19 protein-coding genes are annotated in these 20,952 nt (G+C 55.7%); all 19 read left to right on the forward strand.

Annotation, left to right across the window (positions count from 1 at the left end):
- On the forward strand, nucleotides 1-492 hold the full coding sequence (gene ilvN, locus ACMGGX_RS13275; protein ID WP_023310389.1) for an acetolactate synthase small subunit: 492 nt from the start codon (nucleotides 1-3) through the stop codon (nucleotides 490-492).
- 179 nt (nucleotides 493-671) lie between these two features.
- Nucleotides 672-1,679 carry a catabolite repressor/activator gene (gene cra / locus ACMGGX_RS13280; RefSeq protein ID WP_008501993.1) on the forward strand — a complete coding sequence of 336 codons (1,008 nt, stop codon included), beginning with the start codon at nucleotides 672-674 and terminating at the stop codon, nucleotides 1,677-1,679.
- Nucleotides 1,680-2,278: 599 nt separating this feature from the next.
- Nucleotides 2,279-2,737 carry a division/cell wall cluster transcriptional repressor MraZ gene (mraZ, locus tag ACMGGX_RS13285; RefSeq protein ID WP_420298476.1) on the forward strand — a complete coding sequence of 153 codons (459 nt, stop codon included), beginning with the start codon at nucleotides 2,279-2,281 and terminating at the stop codon, nucleotides 2,735-2,737.
- 2 nt (nucleotides 2,738-2,739) lie between these two features.
- Entirely contained in the window at nucleotides 2,740-3,681 is a 942-nt protein-coding gene (gene rsmH, locus ACMGGX_RS13290) for a 16S rRNA (cytosine(1402)-N(4))-methyltransferase RsmH (RefSeq protein WP_023310390.1), read from the forward strand.
- Nucleotides 3,678-4,043, forward strand: coding sequence for a cell division protein FtsL (gene ftsL / locus ACMGGX_RS13295; RefSeq protein ID WP_008501989.1), 366 nt, complete (start codon nucleotides 3,678-3,680; stop codon nucleotides 4,041-4,043). The genes rsmH and ftsL overlap by 4 nt, the downstream gene beginning before the upstream one ends.
- Before the next feature lie 15 nt (nucleotides 4,044-4,058).
- The gene (locus tag ACMGGX_RS13300; RefSeq protein ID WP_181594383.1) at nucleotides 4,059-5,825 is read left to right on the forward strand and encodes a peptidoglycan glycosyltransferase FtsI; all 1,767 of its coding nucleotides are present in this window, start codon (nucleotides 4,059-4,061) and stop codon (nucleotides 5,823-5,825) included.
- Nucleotides 5,812-7,299, forward strand: a complete 1,488-nt coding sequence (murE, locus tag ACMGGX_RS13305) for a UDP-N-acetylmuramoyl-L-alanyl-D-glutamate--2,6-diaminopimelate ligase (protein ID WP_420298477.1) — start codon at nucleotides 5,812-5,814, stop codon at nucleotides 7,297-7,299. Before ACMGGX_RS13300 ends, murE begins: the two co-directional genes overlap by 14 nt.
- Entirely contained in the window at nucleotides 7,296-8,654 is a 1,359-nt protein-coding gene (gene murF / locus ACMGGX_RS13310) for a UDP-N-acetylmuramoyl-tripeptide--D-alanyl-D-alanine ligase (RefSeq protein ID WP_420298478.1), read from the forward strand. The genes murE and murF overlap by 4 nt, the downstream gene beginning before the upstream one ends.
- A complete protein-coding gene (mraY, locus tag ACMGGX_RS13315; RefSeq protein WP_008501985.1) occupies nucleotides 8,648-9,730 on the forward strand; it encodes a phospho-N-acetylmuramoyl-pentapeptide-transferase in 1,083 nt (360 codons plus the stop codon). The genes murF and mraY overlap by 7 nt, the downstream gene beginning before the upstream one ends.
- 2 nt (nucleotides 9,731-9,732) lie before the next feature.
- Nucleotides 9,733-11,049: a UDP-N-acetylmuramoyl-L-alanine--D-glutamate ligase gene (gene murD, locus ACMGGX_RS13320; protein WP_181594386.1), complete on the forward strand. Its 1,317-nt coding sequence runs from the start codon at nucleotides 9,733-9,735 to the stop codon at nucleotides 11,047-11,049.
- The gene (gene ftsW, locus ACMGGX_RS13325) at nucleotides 11,049-12,293 is read left to right on the forward strand and encodes a cell division protein FtsW (RefSeq protein ID WP_023310395.1); all 1,245 of its coding nucleotides are present in this window, start codon (nucleotides 11,049-11,051) and stop codon (nucleotides 12,291-12,293) included. The genes murD and ftsW overlap by 1 nt, the downstream gene beginning before the upstream one ends.
- Entirely contained in the window at nucleotides 12,290-13,354 is a 1,065-nt protein-coding gene (murG, locus tag ACMGGX_RS13330; protein ID WP_039260813.1) for an undecaprenyldiphospho-muramoylpentapeptide beta-N-acetylglucosaminyltransferase, read from the forward strand. The genes ftsW and murG overlap by 4 nt, the downstream gene beginning before the upstream one ends.
- Before the next feature lie 56 nt (nucleotides 13,355-13,410).
- On the forward strand, nucleotides 13,411-14,886 hold the full coding sequence (gene murC, locus ACMGGX_RS13335; RefSeq protein WP_023310397.1) for a UDP-N-acetylmuramate--L-alanine ligase: 1,476 nt from the start codon (nucleotides 13,411-13,413) through the stop codon (nucleotides 14,884-14,886).
- A complete protein-coding gene (locus ACMGGX_RS13340; protein WP_029741229.1) occupies nucleotides 14,879-15,799 on the forward strand; it encodes a D-alanine--D-alanine ligase in 921 nt (306 codons plus the stop codon). Before murC ends, ACMGGX_RS13340 begins: the two co-directional genes overlap by 8 nt.
- Nucleotide 15,800: 1 nt before the next feature.
- Nucleotides 15,801-16,643, forward strand: a complete 843-nt coding sequence (ftsQ, locus tag ACMGGX_RS13345; protein ID WP_023310399.1) for a cell division protein FtsQ — start codon at nucleotides 15,801-15,803, stop codon at nucleotides 16,641-16,643.
- Nucleotides 16,640-17,896: a cell division protein FtsA gene (ftsA, locus tag ACMGGX_RS13350; protein ID WP_023334508.1), complete on the forward strand. Its 1,257-nt coding sequence runs from the start codon at nucleotides 16,640-16,642 to the stop codon at nucleotides 17,894-17,896. The genes ftsQ and ftsA overlap by 4 nt, the downstream gene beginning before the upstream one ends.
- 63 nt (nucleotides 17,897-17,959) lie before the next feature.
- A complete protein-coding gene (gene ftsZ, locus ACMGGX_RS13355) occupies nucleotides 17,960-19,111 on the forward strand; it encodes a cell division protein FtsZ (protein ID WP_008501978.1) in 1,152 nt (383 codons plus the stop codon).
- A 101-nt stretch (nucleotides 19,112-19,212) separates the two neighbouring features.
- Nucleotides 19,213-20,130: a UDP-3-O-acyl-N-acetylglucosamine deacetylase gene (gene lpxC, locus ACMGGX_RS13360; protein WP_008501977.1), complete on the forward strand. Its 918-nt coding sequence runs from the start codon at nucleotides 19,213-19,215 to the stop codon at nucleotides 20,128-20,130.
- Between the two features lie 279 nt (nucleotides 20,131-20,409).
- Nucleotides 20,410-20,913 (forward strand): secA translation cis-regulator SecM, encoded by a 504-nt coding sequence (gene secM / locus ACMGGX_RS13365; protein ID WP_420298479.1) that lies wholly within the window; start codon nucleotides 20,410-20,412, stop codon nucleotides 20,911-20,913.
- The last annotated feature ends 39 nt before the right edge of the window (nucleotides 20,914-20,952 follow it).

A 20,952-nucleotide genomic window follows, 5' to 3' on the forward strand; every position in this document is an offset into this window, starting at 1 on the left:
ATGCGCCGGATATTATCTGTTTTACTGGAAAACGAGTCTGGCGCACTGTCGCGCGTCATTGGCCTTTTTGCGCAGCGCGGCTATAACATTGAAAGCCTGACCGTTGCCCCGACGGAAGATCCGACGCTGTCGCGCATGACGATCCAAACCGTCGGCGATGCCAAAGTGCTTGAGCAAATTGAAAAACAGCTGCATAAGCTGGTCGACGTACTGCGCGTGAGCGAGCTGGGGCAGGGGGCCTACGTTGAACGTGAGGTCATGCTGGTGAAAATCCAGGCCAGCGGCTACGGGCGTGATGAAGTCAAACGCAATGCGGATATTTTCCGCGGACAGATTATCGACGTCACGCCTTCTCTTTATACGGTTCAGCTGGTCGGGACAAGCGACAAGCTGGATGCTTTCCTGGCGTCCGTACGGGATGTCGCAAAAATTGTCGAGGTCGCGAGATCGGGGGTTGTGGGTCTGTCACGCGGCGAGAAAATCATGCGTTAGTTGTCAAAAAGGTTCGCCTCTTTCTGCCCGGTCACCAAAGCCGGGCTTTTTTTTGCGTAATCAGCCGACAACGCAGATAAAAGCGGTTGCCGCGAAGGCTTTTCTGCGTTTAGATGTTAAAAGATTTAACCATAACCTTGACAGGGCCATGGACTCTTTTCTTTTTTTAAGGGGCAATTGTGAAACTGGATGAAATCGCCCGGCTAGCCGGCGTGTCACGAACAACGGCCAGCTATGTGATTAACGGTAAAGCAAAGCAGTACCGTGTCAGCGACAAGACCGTTGAAAAAGTTATGGCGGTGGTTCGTGAGCATAACTACCATCCGAATGCTGTCGCAGCCGGTCTGCGTGCCGGGCGTACCCGCTCTATTGGTCTGGTGATCCCTGACCTGGAAAACACCAGCTATACCCGTATCGCCAACTATCTTGAACGTCAGGCGCGCCAGCGCGGCTATCAGTTGCTGATTGCCTGCTCGGAAGACCAGCCCGACAACGAGATGCGCTGCATTGAGCATCTGCTCCAGCGCCAGGTGGATGCAATCATCGTGTCGACCTCCTTGCCGCCAGAGCATCCGTTCTACCAGCGCTGGGCGAACGACCCGTTCCCAATCGTTGCGCTGGATCGCGCGCTCGATCGCGAGCATTTCACCAGCGTCGTAGGTGCGGATCAGGATGATGCAGAAATGCTGGCCGCAGAGCTGAGAACATTCCCCGCTGAGACAGTGCTGTATCTTGGCGCGTTGCCCGAGCTTTCCGTGAGCTTCCTGCGCGAGCAGGGATTCAGAACCGCCTGGAAAGACGATCCGCGCGAGGTTCACTACCTCTATGCCAATAGCTACGAGCGTGAAGCCGCGGCACAGCTGTTTGAGAAATGGCTGGAAACGCACCCGATGCCTCAGGCGCTGTTCACCACCTCGTTTGCTCTGTTGCAGGGCGTCATGGATGTGACCTTACGCCGTGAAGGTAAACTGCCGTCCGATCTGGCGATTGCCACGTTCGGGGATAACGAGCTGCTCGACTTCCTCCAGTGCCCGGTGCTGGCGGTAGCACAGCGTCACCGCGATGTGGCTGAACGCGTGCTGGAGATTGTGCTGGCAAGCCTGGATGAGCCGCGCAAACCGAAGCCGGGCCTGACGCGGATCAAACGTAATCTCTACCATCGCGGAATTTTAAGCCGCCAAAAATGAAATGACTGGGGCAGCGAAATCTGCCCCATTTTGTTGCGATAATTCGTGCGCATAATTCCCGGAGAGAAATTAGGATAATTCTTGAGAGATCCTAATCGCCTATTTTCTTAATTCATTCTGGCTTTTAAATTGGCCCTTTAAAGAACGTCCGGGCGATTTTAAACAGCTATCTTTGTATTAATTTGTTACAAACCCTCTTCGGCCGATGAATATTCAGACGTTTTTCCTCCTCCTTTGCCAGCTTACGTGGCAACCGCCGCGCTTACCGGGTGCCCGAGTGAATCTGGCGCTGTTATCCCCTGAGAATCTGTCATAAAATGCTGCCCGCGTCGCAAACTGACACTTTATATTTATCTGCGATGATATTGAGTGAGCTTTAACGCTAGTGTGCATATTCGGTTTTTTTCTTACAAATATTCATAACGTTAATTTTGCCTCGCCAGTTGTGCAGTTATTAACCAGGACTGTTTATCTCTGTAAATAGAGGGCTTTCGGGTCCTTATAGGGAGAGTCCTGGCTTGACAAGCTTTTCCCTCGCTCCGTAAACTCCTTTAGGTGGGAATTTGTGGGTTAAAGTGGTGAGGAGGGGTGAGACTGGCATGTTCCGTGGAGCTGCGTTAGTCAATCTCGACAGCAAAGGGCGTTTATCGGTACCAACCCGATACCGCGACCAGCTGATTGAGAAAGCTGCGGGTCAAATGGTTTGCACCATTGACATTAACTCCCCCTGCCTGCTGCTTTACCCCTTGCCTGAATGGGAAATTATTGAGCAAAAGCTGTCGCGACTGTCGAGCATGAACCCGCAGGAACGCCGCGTGCAGCGGCTTTTATTGGGACATGCCAGTGAATGTCAGATGGATAACGCAGGGCGATTACTGATTGCGCCTGTGTTGCGGCAACATGCCGGTCTGACAAAAGAAGTGATGCTGGTCGGGCAGTTCAACAAGTTTGAACTGTGGGATGAAACGACCTGGTATCAACAGGTCAAGGAAGATATCGACGCTGAGCAGTCTGATTCCGCGACATTATCGGAACGGCTGCAGGACTTGTCTCTATAAATATGATGGAAAATTACAAACATAAAACGGTGTTACTGGACGAGGCCGTTAACGGTCTGAATATTCGTCCGGATGGCATCTACATTGATGGCACGTTTGGTCGCGGTGGTCACTCACGTTTGATTCTCTCCCAGCTTGGAGAGGAAGGACGTCTGCTGGCAATCGATCGCGATCCGCAGGCAATTGCCGTTGCACAGACCATCAATGATCCACGCTTTTCCATCGTGCATGGACCTTTCTCTGCGCTCGCGGAATATGTTGCCGAGCGCGGCCTGACGGGCAAGATCGACGGGATTCTTCTCGATCTTGGCGTCTCTTCACCCCAACTTGATGATGCTGAACGTGGTTTCTCCTTTATGCGTGATGGTCCGCTGGACATGCGTATGGACCCGACGCGCGGTCAGTCTGCCGCTGAGTGGTTACAGACCGCAGACGAAGCAGATATTGCATGGGTCATCAAAACGTTTGGCGAAGAGCGCTTTGGCAAACGTATTGCGCGCGCCATCGTTGAGCGCAATCGCATTGAGCCAATGACCCGCACCAAAGAGCTGGCTGAGGTGATCGCGGCGGCGACACCGGTGAAGGATAAGCACAAACATCCCGCGACCCGTACCTTCCAGGCGGTTCGCATCTGGGTAAACAGTGAACTGGAGGAAATAGAGCTGGCGCTAAAAAGCTCGCTCGACGTGCTGGCCCCGGGTGGGCGGTTATCCATCATCAGCTTCCATTCGCTGGAAGACCGTATTGTGAAACGCTTTATGCGTGAACAAAGCCGCGGTCCACAGGTGCCAGCGGGGCTGCCGATGACGGAAGAACAACTCAGGAAGCTGGGTGGCCGTCAGTTGCGAGCATTAGGCAAGTTGATGCCGGGCGAAGAAGAAGTGGCAGAGAATCCACGCGCCCGTAGTTCAGTGCTGCGTGTTGCAGAGAGGACGAACGCATGATCGGCAGAGTGACAGAGACCCTAAGCAAAGTTAAGGATTCGTTAGGAAGCAACGAGCGCCATGCCTTGCCTGGCGTGATCGGCGACGATCTTTTGCGGTTTGGGAAACTGCCACTCTGTCTGTTCATTTGCATCATTGTCACGGCAGTTACGGTGGTGACCACCGCCCACCATACACGTTTATTGACTGCGCAACGCGAGCAGATGGTACTGGAACGCGATGCGCTGGATATTGAATGGCGAAATCTGATCCTTGAAGAAAACGCGCTCGGCGATCACAGCCGGGTTGAACGGATCGCAACGGAAAAGCTGCAACTGCAGCATGTTGATCCTTCGCAGGAAAATATCGTAGTACAAAAATAAGGGAAAACGCGACGCATGAAAGCAGCGGCAAAAACGCTAAAACCAAAACGTCAGGAAGAACAGGCCAACTTTGTCAGTTGGCGTTTTGCGTTGCTTTGCGGCTGCATTTTACTCGCTCTGGGTTTTCTGCTGGGACGCGTGGCCTGGCTGCAAATCATCGCCCCTGACATGCTGGTGCGCCAGGGCGACATGCGCTCCCTGCGCGTCCAGGAAGTGTCGACATCCCGCGGGATGATCACCGACCGTTCGGGTCGTCCGCTGGCGGTGAGCGTGCCGGTGAAGGCGATCTGGGCCGATCCTAAAGAACTGCATGATGCTGGCGGGATCTCGCTTGATAACCGCTGGAAGGCCCTTGCGGATGCGCTGAAGATGCCGCTTGACCAGTTAGCTTCACGCGTGAATACCAACCCGAGAGGGCGGTTTATCTATCTGGCGCGTCAGGTGAACCCTGACATGGCGGATTACATCAAAAAATTGAAGCTGCCGGGGATCCATCTACGTGAAGAATCCCGTCGTTACTATCCTTCAGGCGAAGTGACTGCTCACCTCATTGGCTTTACTAACGTGGATAGCCAGGGGATTGAAGGCGTTGAAAAAAGCTTTGATAAATGGCTGACCGGCCAGCCGGGCGAACGCATTGTGCGTAAAGACCGCTACGGTCGCGTGATCGAGGATATTTCCTCTACGGACAGCCAGGCCGCACACAACCTTGCGCTGAGTATCGATGAGCGGCTACAGGCGCTGGTTTACCGCGAGCTGAACAACGCCGTGGCCTTTAACAAAGCGGAATCGGGCAGTGCCGTGTTAGTCGACGTCAACACGGGTGAAGTGCTGGCGATGGCCAATAGCCCTTCCTACAACCCTAACAATCTCACCGGTACGCAGAAGGATGTTATGCGTAACCGTACCATCACCGACGTGTTCGAACCGGGTTCGACCGTTAAGCCGATGGTGGTCATGACTGCACTTCAGCGCGGTATCGTCAATGAAAATACCGTACTGAATACCATTCCATACCGAATTAACGGCCACGAAATCAAAGACGTGGCGCGCTACAGCGAATTGACCCTGACCGGGGTGTTACAGAAGTCGAGTAACGTCGGTGTTTCAAAGCTGGCGTTAGCGATGCCGTCCTCAGCGTTAGTAGAGACTTACTCACGTTTTGGGCTTGGAAAGGCGACCAATTTGGGGTTGGTCGGAGAACGCAGTGGCTTATATCCTCAAAAACAACGGTGGTCTGACATAGAGAGGGCCACCTTCTCTTTCGGCTACGGGCTAATGGTGACACCGTTACAGTTAGCGCGAGTCTACGCAACGATCGGCAGCTATGGCGTTTATCGTCCGCTGTCGATTACCAAAGTTGATCCACCGGTTCCCGGCGAGCGTATCTTCCCGGAATCAACCGTCCGTACTGTTGTTCATATGATGGAAAGCGTAGCGCTGCCCGGTGGCGGCGGCGTGAAGGCGGCAATCAAAGGTTATCGCATCGCCATCAAGACCGGTACGGCGAAAAAAGTAGGGCCGGACGGCCGCTATATCAATAAATACATTGCCTATACCGCAGGCGTCGCGCCTGCAAGCAATCCGCGTTTTGCGCTGGTGGTCGTGATAAACGATCCACAGGCGGGTAAATACTACGGCGGCGCCGTCTCCGCGCCTGTGTTCGGGGCTATCATGGGCGGCGTGTTACGCACCATGAACATCGAACCGGATGCGCTGGCGACGGGCGAAAAAAGTGAATTTGTAATTAATCAAGGCGAGGGTACAGGTGGCAGATCGTAATTTGCGCGACCTTCTCGCTCCGTGGGTGCCAAATGCACCGGAGCGAGCACTGCGAGAGATGGTACTGGACAGCCGCGTGGCTGCTTCTGGCGATCTTTTTGTGGCGGTGGTCGGTCATCAGGCGGACGGGCGTCGTTATATCCCGCAGGCGATTGCGCAAGGTGTGGCTGCCATTATTGCTGAGGCCAAAGATGAGAGAACCGACGGTGAGATCCGTGAAATGCACGGGGTGCCGGTCATCTATCTCAGCCAGTTAAACGAGCGTCTTTCCGCGCTGGCGGGGCGTTTTTATCACGAACCTTCCGACCAGCTGCGCCTGGTTGGCGTGACGGGTACCAACGGTAAAACCACTACCACTCAACTGATGGCGCAGTGGGCCCAGCTGCTGGGTGAAACCGGTGCGGTGATGGGTACCGTGGGTAACGGCCTGCTGGGCAAAGTGAGCCCGACGGAAAACACCACCGGCTCGGCGGTAGACGTACAGCATGTGCTTGCCGGTCTGGCAGGGCAGGGGGCAACCTTTGCTGCGATGGAAGTCTCTTCGCACGGTCTGGTTCAGCACCGCGTCGCGGCGCTGAAATTTGCTGCTTCCGTGTTTACCAACCTGAGCCGCGATCATCTTGATTATCACGGTGATATGGAGCATTACGAAGCCGCGAAATGGCTGCTGTTCTCTACTCACCATTACGGACAAGCCATCATCAACGCCGACGATGAAGTGGGCCGCCGCTGGCTGGCGAAACTGCCGGATGCGGTTGCGGTGTCGATGGAAGACCATATCAATCCGAACTGCCACGGCCGCTGGCTGAAGGCGGTTGAGGTGAATTATCACGACAGCGGGGCGACAATCCGCTTTGCCTCTTCCTGGGGTGAAGGTGAAATTGAAAGCCGCCTGATGGGCGCGTTTAACGTCAGCAACCTGCTGCTGGCGCTGGCAACGCTGCTGGCGCTGGGTTATCCGATGGCTGAACTGCTGAAAACCTCAGCGCGTCTGCAGCCGGTTTGCGGCCGTATGGAAGTGTTCAGCGCGCCGGGCAAACCGACCGTTGTGGTTGATTATGCCCACACGCCGGATGCGCTGGAAAAAGCGCTGGAGGCGGCGCGCCTGCACTGTGTCGGTAAGCTCTGGTGCGTGTTTGGCTGCGGCGGCGATCGCGATAAAGGCAAACGTCCGCTGATGGGGGCTATTGCCGAGCAGTTCGCAGATATTCCGGTTGTGACCGATGACAACCCGCGTACCGAAGAGCCGCGCGCCATCATTAATGACATTCTGGCGGGCATGCTGGACGCGGGCCGCGCTCGCGTGGTGGAAGGCCGTGCGGAAGCCGTGACCAACACCATCATGCAGGCGCGGGAGAATGATGTTGTCCTGCTGGCGGGTAAAGGCCATGAAGATTATCAAATCGTTGGCAATCGCCGTCTGGACTACTCGGACCGCGTAACGGCAGCACGCCTGCTGGGAGTCGTGGCATGATTAGCATCACGTTAAGCCAGGCCGCTGCTATTCTGCAGGGCGACCTGCACGGGCAAGACCTGACCATTGATGCCGTAACGACGGACACCCGCAAAATCACCGCAGGCTGTCTGTTTGTGGCGCTGAAAGGCGAGCGTTTTGACGCGCATGATTTCGCAGAACAGGCCAAAGAGAACGGTGCCGGTGCGCTGCTCGTCAGTCGCAGGCTCGATATCAATCTGCCACAAATTGTGGTGAAAGATACGCGTCTTGCGTTCGGTGAGCTGGCCGCCTGGGTTCGTCAGCAGGTCCCTACTCGCGTTGTCGCCTTGACCGGTTCATCAGGCAAGACGTCGGTGAAAGAGATGACGGCGGCGATCCTCAGCCAGTGCGGGAATACGCTTTATACCGCGGGCAACCTCAATAATGACATCGGCGTGCCGATGACATTACTCCGTCTGACTAAAGAACACGAATTTGCGGTGATCGAGTTAGGGGCGAACCACCAGGGCGAAATCACCTGGACCGTGAGCCTGACTCGCCCGGAAGCCGCGCTGGTGAATAACCTCGCGGCGGCGCATCTGGAAGGTTTTGGCTCGCTGGAAGGCGTAGCGAAAGCCAAAGGTGAGATTTACACCGGCCTGCCGGATGACGGTATCGCCATCCTGAACGCCGACAACAACGACTGGCTGAACTGGCAAAGCATCATTGGTTCGCGTAAAACCTGGCGCTTCTCGCCGAATGCGGCCAACAGTGATTTTACCGCGACCAATATCCACGTGACGTCGCACGGTACGGAGTTCACCCTCACCACCCCAACGGGTGGCATTGATGTGCTGCTGCCGCTGCCGGGTCGCCATAACATCGCCAATGCGCTTGCGGCGGCGGCGTTGTCGACGGCGGTGGGCGCGTCGCATGAAGCGATTAAAACCGGGCTGGCGAACCTGAAAGCCGTGCCGGGGCGTCTGTTCCCGATTCAGCTTTCGGAAAACAAGCTGCTGCTGGATGACTCCTACAACGCGAACGTTGGCTCAATGACGGCGGCGGTGCAGGTGTTATCTGAAATGCCGGGCTACCGCATCATGGTGGTGGGCGATATGGCAGAGCTGGGCGACGAAAGCGAAGCCTGCCATAACCAGGTCGGTGAAGCGGCGAAAGCGGCGGGGCTGGACTGCGTGCTGAGCGCAGGAAAACTGAGCCAGGCGATTAGCCATGCCAGCGGCGTTGGCGAGCATTTTGCTAACAAAACCGCGTTGATAGCGCGCCTTAAGGCGTTGATTACAGAAAAACAAATTGTGACTGTGTTAGTGAAAGGTTCACGTAGTGCCGCCATGGAAGAGGTTGTGCACGCATTACAGGAGAACGGGACATGTTAGTTTGGCTGGCCGAACATTTGGTCAAATATTATTCAGGCTTTAACGTCTTTTCGTATCTGACGTTTCGCGCCATCGTCAGCCTGCTGACTGCGCTGTTCATCTCATTGTGGATGGGCCCGCGCATGATTGCCCGTCTGCAAAAACTCTCTTTCGGCCAGGTTGTGCGTAACGACGGTCCGGAATCGCACTTCAGCAAGCGCGGCACGCCGACCATGGGCGGGATCATGATCCTGACCGCCATCGTCGTTTCCGTGCTGCTGTGGGCGTATCCCTCCAACCCGTACGTCTGGTGCGTTCTGACGGTACTGGTGGGTTACGGGATCATCGGTTTTGTGGATGATTACCGCAAAGTCGTTCGCAAAGATACTAAAGGCCTGATCGCGCGCTGGAAGTATTTCTGGATGTCGGTGATCGCGCTGGGCGTGGCTTTCGCGCTGTATCTGGCAGGCAAAGACACGCCAGCTACCGAGCTGGTCGTGCCGTTCTTTAAAGACGTGATGCCGCAGCTGGGGCTGTTCTACATCCTTCTGGCCTACTTTGTGATTGTCGGTACCGGCAACGCCGTTAACCTGACCGACGGTCTGGATGGCCTGGCCATTATGCCAACCGTCTTTGTGGCCGCCGGTTTTGCGCTGGTGGCGTGGGCGACCGGTAACATGAACTTTGCGAACTACCTGCACATCCCTTATCTGCGCCATGCGGGTGAGCTGGTGATCGTCTGTACGGCGATTGTCGGCGCGGGGCTGGGCTTCCTGTGGTTCAACACCTATCCGGCGCAGGTCTTTATGGGTGACGTCGGTTCTCTGGCTTTGGGCGGTGCGCTCGGCATTATCGCCGTACTGCTGCGTCAGGAGTTCCTGCTGGTGATCATGGGCGGCGTGTTTGTGGTTGAAACCTTGTCGGTGATTTTGCAGGTCGGTTCCTTCAAGCTGCGCGGTCAGCGTATCTTCCGTATGGCGCCGATCCACCACCACTATGAACTGAAAGGCTGGCCGGAGCCGCGCGTGATTGTGCGCTTCTGGATTATTTCGCTGATGCTGGTGCTGATTGGCCTGGCAACGCTGAAGGTACGTTAATCATGGCAGATTACCAGGGCAAAAAAGTCGTTATCATCGGGTTGGGCCTCACGGGGCTCTCCTGCGTGGACTTTTTCCTCGCACGCGGCGTGACGCCACGCGTGATGGATACGCGTGTCTCTCCGCCGGGTCTGGACAAACTGCCGGAACAGGTTGAACGCCACCTTGGTGGTCTGAATGATGACTGGCTACTGGCAGCCGATTTGATTGTCGCAAGCCCAGGTATGGCGCTGGCGCACCCTTCGCTGAGCGCTGCCGCGGATGCGGGCGTTGAGATTGTCGGCGATATCGAACTGTTCTGCCGCGAAGCGCAGGCGCCCGTTATCGCCATTACCGGTTCTAACGGTAAAAGCACCGTCACCACCCTGGTGGGTGAAATGGCGAAAGCGGCGGGAATGAACGTCGGCGTTGGCGGTAACATTGGTTTACCCGCTCTGATGCTGCTGGACAAAGGCTGCGAGCTGTATGTTCTCGAGCTTTCCAGCTTCCAGCTGGAAACCACCTCCAGCCTGCATGCTGCGGCTGCGACGATCCTCAACGTGACTGAAGATCATATGGACAGGTATCCATTTGGTCTGCAGCAGTATCGTGCCGCCAAGCTCCGCGTTTATGAAAATGCCAAAGTCTGCGTTGTTAATGCCGATGACGCGCTAACCATGCCGGTTCGTGGCGCAGACGATCGCTGTATTAGCTTCGGTATCACGATGGGCGATTACCACCTGAACCGTCAGCTGGGCGAGACCTGGCTGCGCGTGAAGGGTGAGAAAGTGCTGAACGTGAAAGAGATGAAGCTCTCAGGTCAGCACAACTATACCAATGCCCTGGCGGCGCTGGCTCTGGCGGATGCAGTAGGGCTGCCGCGCTCCTCCAGCCTGAAAGCGTTAACCACGTTTTCTGGTCTGGCGCACCGTTTCCAGCTGGCGCTGGAACACAACGGCGTGCGCTGGATCAACGACTCCAAAGCCACCAACGTGGGTAGCACCGAGGCCGCGCTCAATGGTCTGCACGTTGAAGGCACCCTGCATTTACTGCTGGGCGGCGACGGTAAATCAGCTGATTTCTCCTCCCTGAAGCCGTATCTCGCCGGAGATAACATCCGCCTGTACTGCTTCGGCCGTGACGGCAGCGAGCTGGCTGAACTGCGCCCTGAGGTTGCCGAGCAAACCGAAACCATGGAACAGGCGATGCGGCTGATTGCCCCTCGCGTGAAGCCAGGCGATATGGTGCTGCTCTCTCCGGCCTGTGCCAGTCTCGATCAATTCAAGAATTTCGAACAGCGTGGTGATGTCTTTACCCGCCTGGCGAAGGAGTTAGGCTAATGCGTTTATCTCTCCCTCGCCTGAAAATGCCGCGCCTGCCAGGATTTGGGATCCTGGCATGGGTGTTTGCGGCGCTCAAAGGCTGGGTGATGGGCTCTCGTCAAAAAGATAACGACAGCCTGGTCATGTACGATCGCACGCTGTTCTGGCTCACGATGGGGCTGGCGGCGGTCGGCTTTATTATGGTGACGTCAGCCTCAATGCCTGTCGGGCAGCGTCTGGCGAACGATCCTTTCCTGTTTGCCAAGCGTGATGGTCTTTACATCATCCTGGCGTTCTGCCTGGCGCTGGTGACCTTGCGTCTGCCAATGGAGTTCTGGCAGCGGCACAGTACGGCGATGCTGATCGCCTCGATTATTATGCTGCTGATCGTTCTGGTGGTGGGGAGCTCTGTTAACGGGGCATCACGCTGGATCGCCTTTGGCCCGCTGCGCATTCAGCCTGCGGAATTTACCAAGCTCTCCCTGTTCTGCTACCTGGCTAACTACCTGGTGCGTAAGGTTGATGAAGTGCGTAACAACCTGCGCGGCTTCTTAAAACCGATGGGCGTGATTCTGGTGCTGGCGGTATTACTGCTGGCGCAGCCTGACCTCGGTACCGTTGTCGTGCTTTTCGTTACCACTCTGGCGATGCTGTTCCTGGCGGGCGCGAAGCTGTGGCAGTTCATCGCTATCATCGGGATGGGGATTTCAGCGGTTGTGCTGCTGATCCTCGCCGAGCCTTACCGTATTCGCCGTGTGACCTCGTTCTGGAACCCGTGGGAAGATCCGTTCGGCAGCGGTTATCAGCTGACGCAGTCGCTGATGGCCTTTGGTCGCGGTGAAGTCTGGGGGCAGGGGCTGGGTAACTCGGTACAGAAACTGGAGTATTTACCGGAAGCGCATACTGACTTCATCTTCTCCATTATTGCGGAAGAACTGGGTTATATCGGTGTGGTATTAGCGCTATTAATGGTATTCTTCGTCGCTTTCCGTGCTATGTCCATCGGGCGGAAAGCGCTGGAGATCGATCACCGCTTCTCAGGATTCTTAGCCTGCTCAATTGGTATCTGGTTTAGCTTCCAGGCATTGGTTAACGTCGGGGCCGCAGCGGGTATGCTGCCGACCAAAGGTCTGACGTTGCCGTTGATCAGTTATGGTGGTTCCAGTCTGTTGATTATGTCGACGGCCATCATGTTTTTGTTGCGCATAGATTATGAAACGCGTCTGGAAAAAGCCCAGGCGTTTACACGAGGTTCACGATGAATCAACCGAAGCGGTTAATGGTGATGGCAGGCGGTACCGGTGGACACGTGTTCCCGGGACTGGCGGTTGCGCACCATTTAATGGATCAGGGCTGGCAGGTACGCTGGCTGGGAACCGCAGACCGCATGGAGGCCGACCTGGTGCCGAAGCACGGTATCGAGATCGACTTCATTCGTATTTCCGGCCTTCGGGGCAAGGGCCTCAAGGCAATGCTGCTGGCACCGGTGCGTATTTTTAACGCCTGGCGTCAGGCGCGCACCATCATGAAGCGCTTTAAGCCAGATGTGGTGCTGGGCATGGGCGGCTATGTCTCGGGTCCTGGCGGGCTGGCGGCATGGTCGTTAGGCATTCCCGTTGTTCTGCATGAACAGAACGGTATTGCCGGACTGACCAACAAGTGGCTGGCGAAAATCGCTACCAAAGTTATGCAGGCGTTTCCCGGCGCGTTCCCGAAAGCGGACGTGGTGGGTAACCCGGTGCGTGTGGACGTGCTGGCGCTGCCGCTGCCGGATGCTCGCCTGACGGGCCGTGAAGGGCCGGTTCGTGTACTGGTCGTCGGCGGCTCTCAGGGCGCACGCATTTTAAACCAGACGATGCCGCAGGTTGCCGCAAAGCTGGGGGATACCGTGACGATCTGGCACCAGAGCGGAAAAGGCGCTCAGCAGACCGTTGAGCAAGCGTACGCAGACGAAGGCCAGCCGCAGCATAAAGTCACAGAATTTATCGACGACATGGCGGCAGCGTATGCCTGGGCCGATGTCGTGGTCTGTCGTTCAGGCGCGCTGACGGTGAGCGAGATCGCCGCCGCGGGTCTGCCGGCCCTGTTTGTGCCGTTCCAGCACAAAGACAGACAGCAGTACTGGAATGCGCTGCCGCTTGAGAAAGCCGGTGCCGCGAAGATTTTTGAGCAGCCACAATTTACCGCCGACGCGGTCGCCACCACCCTGGCGGGCTGGAACAGAGACGCACTGCTGGAGATGGCGCAACGCGCGCGCGCGGCCGCTATCCCTGATGCGACGGAACGGGTGGCAAAAGAAGTGAGCCTGGCAGCCCAGGCTTAACCCTCGCAGCGCGTGTTGCGCTGCACGAATTTTAAGTAGTCGATGGCGTTTAGAGAATGAATACACAACAACTGGCAAAACTGCGTTCAATCGTGCCCGAGATGCGTCGCGTCCGGCACATTCACTTTGTTGGCATCGGTGGTGCTGGCATGGGCGGTATTGCCGAAGTGTTAGCTAACGAAGGTTATCAGATCAGCGGGTCTGACCTGGCGCCAAACCCTGTAACGCAGCAGCTGGCGTCGCTTGGGGCGACTATCTATTTCAACCATCGCCCGGAAAACGTGCGCGATGCGAGCGTGGTGGTGGTCTCAAGCGCCATCTCCTCTGACAACCCGGAAATCGTTGCCGCGCACGAAGCGCGCATTCCGGTGATCCGCCGTGCAGAAATGCTGGCGGAACTGATGCGTTTCCGTCACGGCATCGCCATTGCCGGGACTCACGGTAAAACCACGACCACGGCGATGGTCTCCAGTATTTATGCGGAAGCGGGTCTCGACCCGACGTTCGTCAACGGCGGTCTGGTCAAAGCAGCGGGCGTACATGCGCGTCTGGGCCACAGTCGTTATCTGATTGCTGAAGCGGATGAGAGCGACGCGTCGTTCCTGCACCTGCAGCCGATGGTGGCGATTGTCACTAACATCGAAGCTGACCATATGGATACCTACCAGGGCGACTTCGAGAACTTAAAGCAGACCTTCATCAACTTCCTGCACAACCTGCCGTTCTATGGACGCGCGGTGATGTGCGTAGACGATCCGGTGATCCGCGAGCTGCTGCCGCGCGTGGGTCGTCAAATCACCACTTACGGCTTCAGCGAAGACGCTGACGTCCGCGTGGAAGAGTACAAACAGATTGGTGCGCAGGGGCATTTCACCCTGGCGCGTCAGGACAAAGAGCTGCTGCACGTCACGCTGAATGCGCCAGGTCGCCATAACGCCCTCAATGCCGCAGCGGCTGTGGCCGTCGCGACGGAAGAAGGCATTGATGATGATGCCATTCTGCGCGCGCTGGAAAGCTTCCAGGGCACCGGTCGTCGCTTCGACTTCCTTGGTGAATTCCCGCTGGACGCCGTTAACGGTAAAGCCGGCACAGCGATGCTGGTGGACGACTACGGCCACCATCCGACCGAAGTGGACGCCACCATTAAAGCCGCGCGTGCAGGCTGGCCTGACAAAAATCTGGTGATGATCTTCCAGCCGCACCGCTTCACGCGTACGCGCGATCTGTACGACGATTTCGCCAGCGTCCTGTCACAGGTAGACACCCTGTTAATGCTGGACGTGTACGCCGCAGGCGAGACGCCGATTCCGGGTGCTGACAGCCGTTCCCTGTGTCGTACCATCCGTGGACGCGGTAAAGTTGACCCTATTCTGGTTTCTGACCCTGCACAGGTGGCGGAAATTCTGGCACCGGTCCTGACGGGTAACGATTTGATTCTGATTCAGGGCGCGGGAAATATCGGCAAAATCGCCCGTACCTTAGCTGAAATCAAACTGAAGCCGCAAACCCAGGAGGATGAGCATCATGGCTGATAAGATTGCTGTCCTGTCTGGCGGCACCTCCGCCGAGCGCGAGGTTTCCCTGAATTCCGGCGCGGCTGTGCTGGCGGGCCTGCGTGAAGGTGGCGTCAATGCGCACCTGGTTGACCCAAAAGAGGTCGACGTGACGCAATTAAAAGCTATGGGCTTCGATAAAGTCTTTATCGCTTTGCATGGTCGCGGCGGTGAAGACGGCACCCTGCAGGGGCTTCTGGATTTGATCGGCATGCCGTACACCGGCAGCGGCGTGATGGCCTCCGCTATCTCTATGGATAAACTGCGCAGCAAGCTTCTGTGGCAGGGCGCGGGGTTACCCGTTGCGCCATGGGTAGCACTGACGCGTCGCGAATTTGAATTGGGCCTGCCGGATAGCGTTAATACACGCATTGCTGAACTGGGCTTACCGGTTATTGTAAAGCCCAGCCGGGAAGGCTCCAGCGTGGGAATGTCCAAAGTCGACAAAGCTGAAGATCTTTCGTCCGCTTTAGCACTGGCATTTCAACATGATGAAGAAGTTCTGATTGAAAAATGGCTCAGCGGGCCGGAATTTACCGTCGCGATGCTTGGCGAAGAAATTTTACCGTCAATTCGTATCCAACCGGCCGGAACCTTCTATGATTATGAGGCGAAGTATCTCTCTGATGAGACGCAATATTTCTGCCCTTGTGGTCTTGAAGCTGAGCGTGAAGCCGATTTACAGTCCCTGGTGCTTAAAGCCTGGCATGTTCTCGGTTGTCAGGGCTGGGGTCGCATCGACGTGATGCAGGACAGTGACGGACAATTTTATCTGCTGGAAGCGAACACCTCTCCGGGAATGACCAGCCACAGCCTTGTGCCGATGGCCGCGCGTCAGGCGGGGATGAGCTTCTCGCAGTTAGTCGTACGCATTCTGGACCAGGCGGGCTGATATGTCTCAGGCTGCATTGAACACGCGCAACCGCGATGACGAGGACGAATACGCCTCTTCACGCCGCAGTAATGGAACGCGTCTTGCAGGCATCATTTTCCTGCTCGGGGTGCTGTGCACCGTGTTTATCAGCGGCTGGATGGTCCTGGGCTGGATGGAAGATGCGCAGCGGTTGCCGCTTTCTAAGCTGGTGGTCACCGGTGAGCGTCACTACACGCGTAACGACGATATTCGCCAGTCAATACTGGCACTGGGCTCGCCTGGCACCTTTATGACGCAGGACGTCAATATTATCCAGAGCCAGATAGAACGTCTGCCATGGATAAAACAGGCGAGCGTAAGAAAGCAATGGCCTGATGAATTGAAGATTCATCTGGTTGAATATGTGCCCATTGCGCGTTGGAATGATCAGCACATGGTTGACGCAGACGGAAATTCCTTCAGCGTCCCGGCCGATCGTGTCAACAAGCAAAATTTACCGATGTTGTATGGCCCGGAAGGTAGTGAAAACGAAGTATTACAGGGTTTTCGCGAAATGGGTCAGGTGCTGGCGAAGGACAGGTTTACGTTAAAAGATGCAGCCATGACGGCGCGCCGTTCCTGGCAGCTGACGTTAACAAACGGCATTAAGCTCAACCTGGGACGCGGCGACACAATGAAGCGTCTGGCGCGTTTTGTCGAACTTTACCCGGTTTTACAGCAGCAGGCACAGACTGACGGCAAACGGATAAGCTACGTTGATTTGCGCTATGACTCAGGCGCAGCAGTCGGTTGGGTACCGGCTCCGGTCGAGGAACCTAATCAGCAACAGAATCAGGCACAGGTACAGGCAGAACAACAATGATCAAGGCGACGGACAGAAAACTGGTAGTTGGACTGGAGATTGGCACCGCGAAGGTTGCCGCTTTAGTAGGGGAAGTTCTGCCCGACGGTATGGTCAATATCATTGGCGTAGGCAGTTGCCCGTCCCGTGGTATGGATAAAGGTGGGGTAAACGATCTTGAATCGGTGGTGAAATGCGTTCAGCGCGCCATCGATCAGGCTGAACTGATGGCAGATTGCCAGATTTCTTCTGTCTATCTAGCCCTTTCTGGTAAGCATATTAGCTGCCAGAACGAAATCGGCATGGTGCCGATTTCCGAAGAAGAAGTGACGCAGGAAGACGTTGAAAACGTCGTGCACACGGCGAAATCCGTGCGTGTCCGCGACGAGCATCGCGTGCTGCATGTCATTCCGCAGGAATATGCGATTGACTACCAGGAAGGGATCAAGAACCCGGTCGGTCTTTCTGGCGTACGTATGCAGGCAAAAGTGCACCTGATCACATGTCACAACGATATGGCGAAGAACATTGTAAAAGCCGTTGAACGTTGTGGCCTGAAAGTTGACCAACTTATTTTCGCGGGTCTGGCGGCAAGTTATTCCGTACTGACCGAAGATGAACGTGAACTAGGTGTCTGTGTGGTCGATATTGGTGGTGGTACAATGGACATCGCCGTGTATACCGGCGGTGCGTTGCGCCACACGAAAGTGATCCCTTATGCCGGGAACGTTGTGACCAGCGATATTGCTTACGCTTTTGGTACGCCGCCGAGCGATGCAGAAGCGATTAAAGTGCGCCACGGCTGTGCGCTGGGGTCTATCGTTGGCAAAGATGAGAGCGTTGAAGTGCCGAGCGTCGGTGGTCGTCCACCGCGTAGCCTGCAGCGCCAGACGTTGGCAGAGGTCATTGAGCCGCGCTATACCGAGCTGCTCAACCTGGTCAACGAAGAGATTTTACAGTTACAGGAACAGCTTCGTCAGCAGGGCGTTAAACATCATCTTGCGGCGGGGATTGTATTAACCGGCGGCGCAGCGCAAATTGAAGGTCTTGCGGCCTGTGCTCAGCGCGTATTCCATACGCAGGTGCGTATTGGTGCGCCGCTGAATATCACCGGTTTAACGGATTATGCTCAGGAGCCGTATTATTCAACGGCTGTGGGCCTGCTTCACTACGGGAAGGAATCTCATCTCAGTGGTGAAGCAGAAGTGGAAAAACGCGTCTCAGTGGGGTCGTGGGTCAAACGACTGAACAACTGGTTGCGAAAAGAGTTTTAATTTTTTTAAGAGACCGGAGAGAATTAGCGGTCTCGGGCGACAGGCACAACGGAGAGAGAAATTATGTTTGAACCTATGGAACTGACCAACGACGCGGTGATTAAAGTCATCGGCGTCGGTGGCGGCGGCGGTAACGCCGTAGAGCATATGGTGCGTGAACGCATTGAAGGTGTTGAATTCTTCGCAGTTAACACCGATGCGCAGGCACTGCGTAAGACGGCTGTAGGCCAGACTATCCAGATCGGCGGTGGTATCACCAAAGGGCTGGGAGCAGGGGCTAACCCGGAAGTCGGGCGTAATGCGGCTGAAGAAGATCGTGAAGCGCTGCGCGCTGCACTGGAAGGTGCGGACATGGTCTTCATCGCAGCAGGCATGGGTGGCGGTACCGGTACCGGCGCAGCACCTGTTGTGGCTGAAGTGGCAAAAGATTTAGGTATCCTGACCGTTGCTGTCGTGACCAAGCCTTTCAACTTTGAAGGCAAGAAGCGTATGGCCTTCGCGGAGCAGGGTATCACCGAGCTGTCCAAGCATGTGGACTCGCTGATCACCATCCCGAACGACAAACTGTTGAAAGTTCTGGGTCGCGGTATTTCCCTGCTGGACGCATTCGGTGCAGCAAACGACGTGCTGAAAGGCGCGGTTCAGGGTATCGCTGAACTGATTACCCGTCCTGGCCTGATGAACGTTGACTTTGCAGACGTTCGCACCGTGATGTCCGAAATGGGCTACGCGATGATGGGCTCTGGCGTGGCGAGTGGTGAAGACCGTGCAGAAGAAGCGGCTGAAATGGCTATCTCTTCTCCACTGCTGGAAGATATCGATCTGTCTGGTGCGCGCGGCGTGCTGGTCAACATTACCGCTGGCTTTGACCTGCGTCTGGATGAGTTCGAAACCGTGGGTAACACTATCCGTGCGTTCGCCTCTGACAACGCTACCGTGGTAATCGGTACTTCCCTTGACCCTGAAATGAACGACGAGCTGCGTGTTACTGTTGTTGCGACCGGTATCGGTATGGACAAACGTCCTGAGATCACCTTAGTGACCAACAAGCAGACTCAGCAACCGGTAATGGATCGTTACCAGCAGCACGGTATGTCTCCTCTGACTCAGGAGCAGAAACCGGCCGCAAAAGTGGTGAACGACCCAACGCCGCAAACGGCGAAAGAGCCAGATTATCTGGATATCCCGGCGTTCCTGCGTAAGCAAGCTGACTAAGAATTGGCTGGAATTAGGGGATTTGCGCTCTTTGTGCTAAACTGGCCCACCGTTAGTGATATACACTCTCGGTTGGATAGTTAATTTGGCGAGATTATACGATGATCAAACAAAGGACACTTAAACGTATCGTTCAGGCGACTGGTGTCGGTTTACATACCGGCAAGAAAGTCACGCTGACGTTACGCCCTGCGCCGGCCAATACCGGGGTCATCTATCGTCGCACCGACTTGAATCCACCGGTAGATTTTCCGGCCGATGCCAAATCTGTGCGTGATACTATGCTCTGTACTTGTCTGGTGAACGAGCATGACGTGCGGATTTCTACCGTAGAGCACCTGAACGCCGCCCTGGCGGGTCTGGGTATCGACAACATTATTGTTGAAGTCGATGCGCCAGAAATCCCGATTATGGATGGCAGTGCTGCACCGTTCGTCTATCTGTTGCTGGATGCCGGCATCGAAGAACTGAACTGCGCGAAGAAATTTGTACGCATCAAAGAGACCGTTCGCGTCGAAGATGGCGACAAGTGGGCTGAATTCAAACCGTACAATGGTTTCTCGTTGGACTTTACCATCGACTTTAACCATCCGGCGATTGATTCCAGCACCCAACGCTATGCGATGAACTTCTCTGCTGATGCGTTTATGCGCCAGATCAGCCGAGCCCGTACATTTGGCTTCATGCGTGATATCGAATATCTGCAGTCCCGCGGCCTGTGCCTGGGCGGCAGCTTCGATTGTGCCATCGTTGTTGACGATTATCGCGTACTGAACGAAGACGGCCTGCGTTTCGAAGATGAATTCGTTCGTCACAAAATGCTGGATGCTATCGGCGACCTGTTCATGTGTGGTCACAACATCATTGGTGCATTTACCGCGTTCAAATCCGGTCATGCGCTGAACAACAAACTGTTGCAGGCCGTCCTGGCAAAACAGGAAGCCTGGGAATATGTGACCTTCGAAGACGAAGCTGAACTGCCGCTGGCTTTCAAAGCACCAAGCATGGTTCTGGCGTAACGGTTTATCCCGTTTCGTAAAAAACTCGACTGGTTAACCTGGTACTCTCTCCGACCAGGAAGACCAGTCGTTTTTATTTTTATCCCTCTTCGTTTGCCCCAGCGTTATCTCTCGTTTGTCTCACGCAGAAAATGTGTGCGTTAGCTGCATTCTTGACCGTTTTTACCCGCGGCGGCACCTCATTCCTGCTGATGTATATTGGCTTTAGTGGTACTATCTGGGCGCTAAAAAGAATAACTGAACTCAGCCTCTGCAAGGCTGGCTTATTGGGTGGAGCAGGTGAGCGGAATACTGACGCGCTGGCGACAATTTGGCAGACGTTACTTCTGGCCGCATCTCTTATTAGGGATGGTCGCGGCGAGTTTCGGCTTGCCTGCGCTCAGCAACAGTGCCGAAGCGGCGACGCCCGCAAAAACCTCCACTACCAAACACGATCTCAACTCGCGGGTTAACTTCACTAACCTCGCGTGGCTTGAAGCCAACCGCCGCCCAAACTTCTCCGTCGATTACTGGCACCAGCACGCTATCCGCACGGTTATCCGCCATCTGTCCTTCGCGATGGCGCCGCAGGCCATGCCTGTTGCGGAAGAGGCGCTGCCGGTGCAGGCTCAGCATCTTGCCCTGCTGGACACGCTCAACGCGCTGCTCACGCAGGACAGCCAGCCGCCGGTCATGGTTCGCCAGACAACGCAGCGTGCGTTGGTTTCACCTGTTTCATTCTCTGTTTCAACCTGGATTAGCCAGGCCCACGGCATTCGCGCCGGGCCGCAGCGCCTCAGCTAAATTAACTTTTTCAATACCTTAATTTATCTGCCCACACTG

Source organism: Enterobacter sp. BNK-29 (assembly GCF_048684785.1).
Lineage (GTDB): Bacteria > Pseudomonadota > Gammaproteobacteria > Enterobacterales > Enterobacteriaceae > Enterobacter > Enterobacter cloacae_M.

What these genes read in the sequence shown, in the direction of transcription:
- ilvN (WP_023310389.1), top strand. Translation starts at nt 1, where the DNA reads ATGCGCCGGATATTATCTGTTTTACTGGAAAACGAGTCTGGCGCACTG.
- mraZ (WP_420298476.1), top strand. Translation starts at nt 2,279, where the DNA reads ATGTTCCGTGGAGCTGCGTTAGTCAATCTCGACAGCAAAGGGCGTTTA.
- rsmH (WP_023310390.1), top strand. Translation starts at nt 2,740, where the DNA reads ATGATGGAAAATTACAAACATAAAACGGTGTTACTGGACGAGGCCGTT.
- ftsL (WP_008501989.1), top strand. Translation starts at nt 3,678, where the DNA reads ATGATCGGCAGAGTGACAGAGACCCTAAGCAAAGTTAAGGATTCGTTA.
- ACMGGX_RS13300 (WP_181594383.1), top strand. Translation starts at nt 4,059, where the DNA reads ATGAAAGCAGCGGCAAAAACGCTAAAACCAAAACGTCAGGAAGAACAG.
- murF (WP_420298478.1), top strand. Translation starts at nt 7,296, where the DNA reads ATGATTAGCATCACGTTAAGCCAGGCCGCTGCTATTCTGCAGGGCGAC.
- mraY (WP_008501985.1), top strand. Translation starts at nt 8,648, where the DNA reads ATGTTAGTTTGGCTGGCCGAACATTTGGTCAAATATTATTCAGGCTTT.
- murD (WP_181594386.1), top strand. Translation starts at nt 9,733, where the DNA reads ATGGCAGATTACCAGGGCAAAAAAGTCGTTATCATCGGGTTGGGCCTC.
- ftsW (WP_023310395.1), top strand. Translation starts at nt 11,049, where the DNA reads ATGCGTTTATCTCTCCCTCGCCTGAAAATGCCGCGCCTGCCAGGATTT.
- murG (WP_039260813.1), top strand. Translation starts at nt 12,290, where the DNA reads ATGAATCAACCGAAGCGGTTAATGGTGATGGCAGGCGGTACCGGTGGA.
- murC (WP_023310397.1), top strand. Translation starts at nt 13,411, where the DNA reads ATGAATACACAACAACTGGCAAAACTGCGTTCAATCGTGCCCGAGATG.
- ACMGGX_RS13340 (WP_029741229.1), top strand. Translation starts at nt 14,879, where the DNA reads ATGGCTGATAAGATTGCTGTCCTGTCTGGCGGCACCTCCGCCGAGCGC.
- ftsQ (WP_023310399.1), top strand. Translation starts at nt 15,801, where the DNA reads ATGTCTCAGGCTGCATTGAACACGCGCAACCGCGATGACGAGGACGAA.
- ftsA (WP_023334508.1), top strand. Translation starts at nt 16,640, where the DNA reads ATGATCAAGGCGACGGACAGAAAACTGGTAGTTGGACTGGAGATTGGC.
- ftsZ (WP_008501978.1), top strand. Translation starts at nt 17,960, where the DNA reads ATGTTTGAACCTATGGAACTGACCAACGACGCGGTGATTAAAGTCATC.
- lpxC (WP_008501977.1), top strand. Translation starts at nt 19,213, where the DNA reads ATGATCAAACAAAGGACACTTAAACGTATCGTTCAGGCGACTGGTGTC.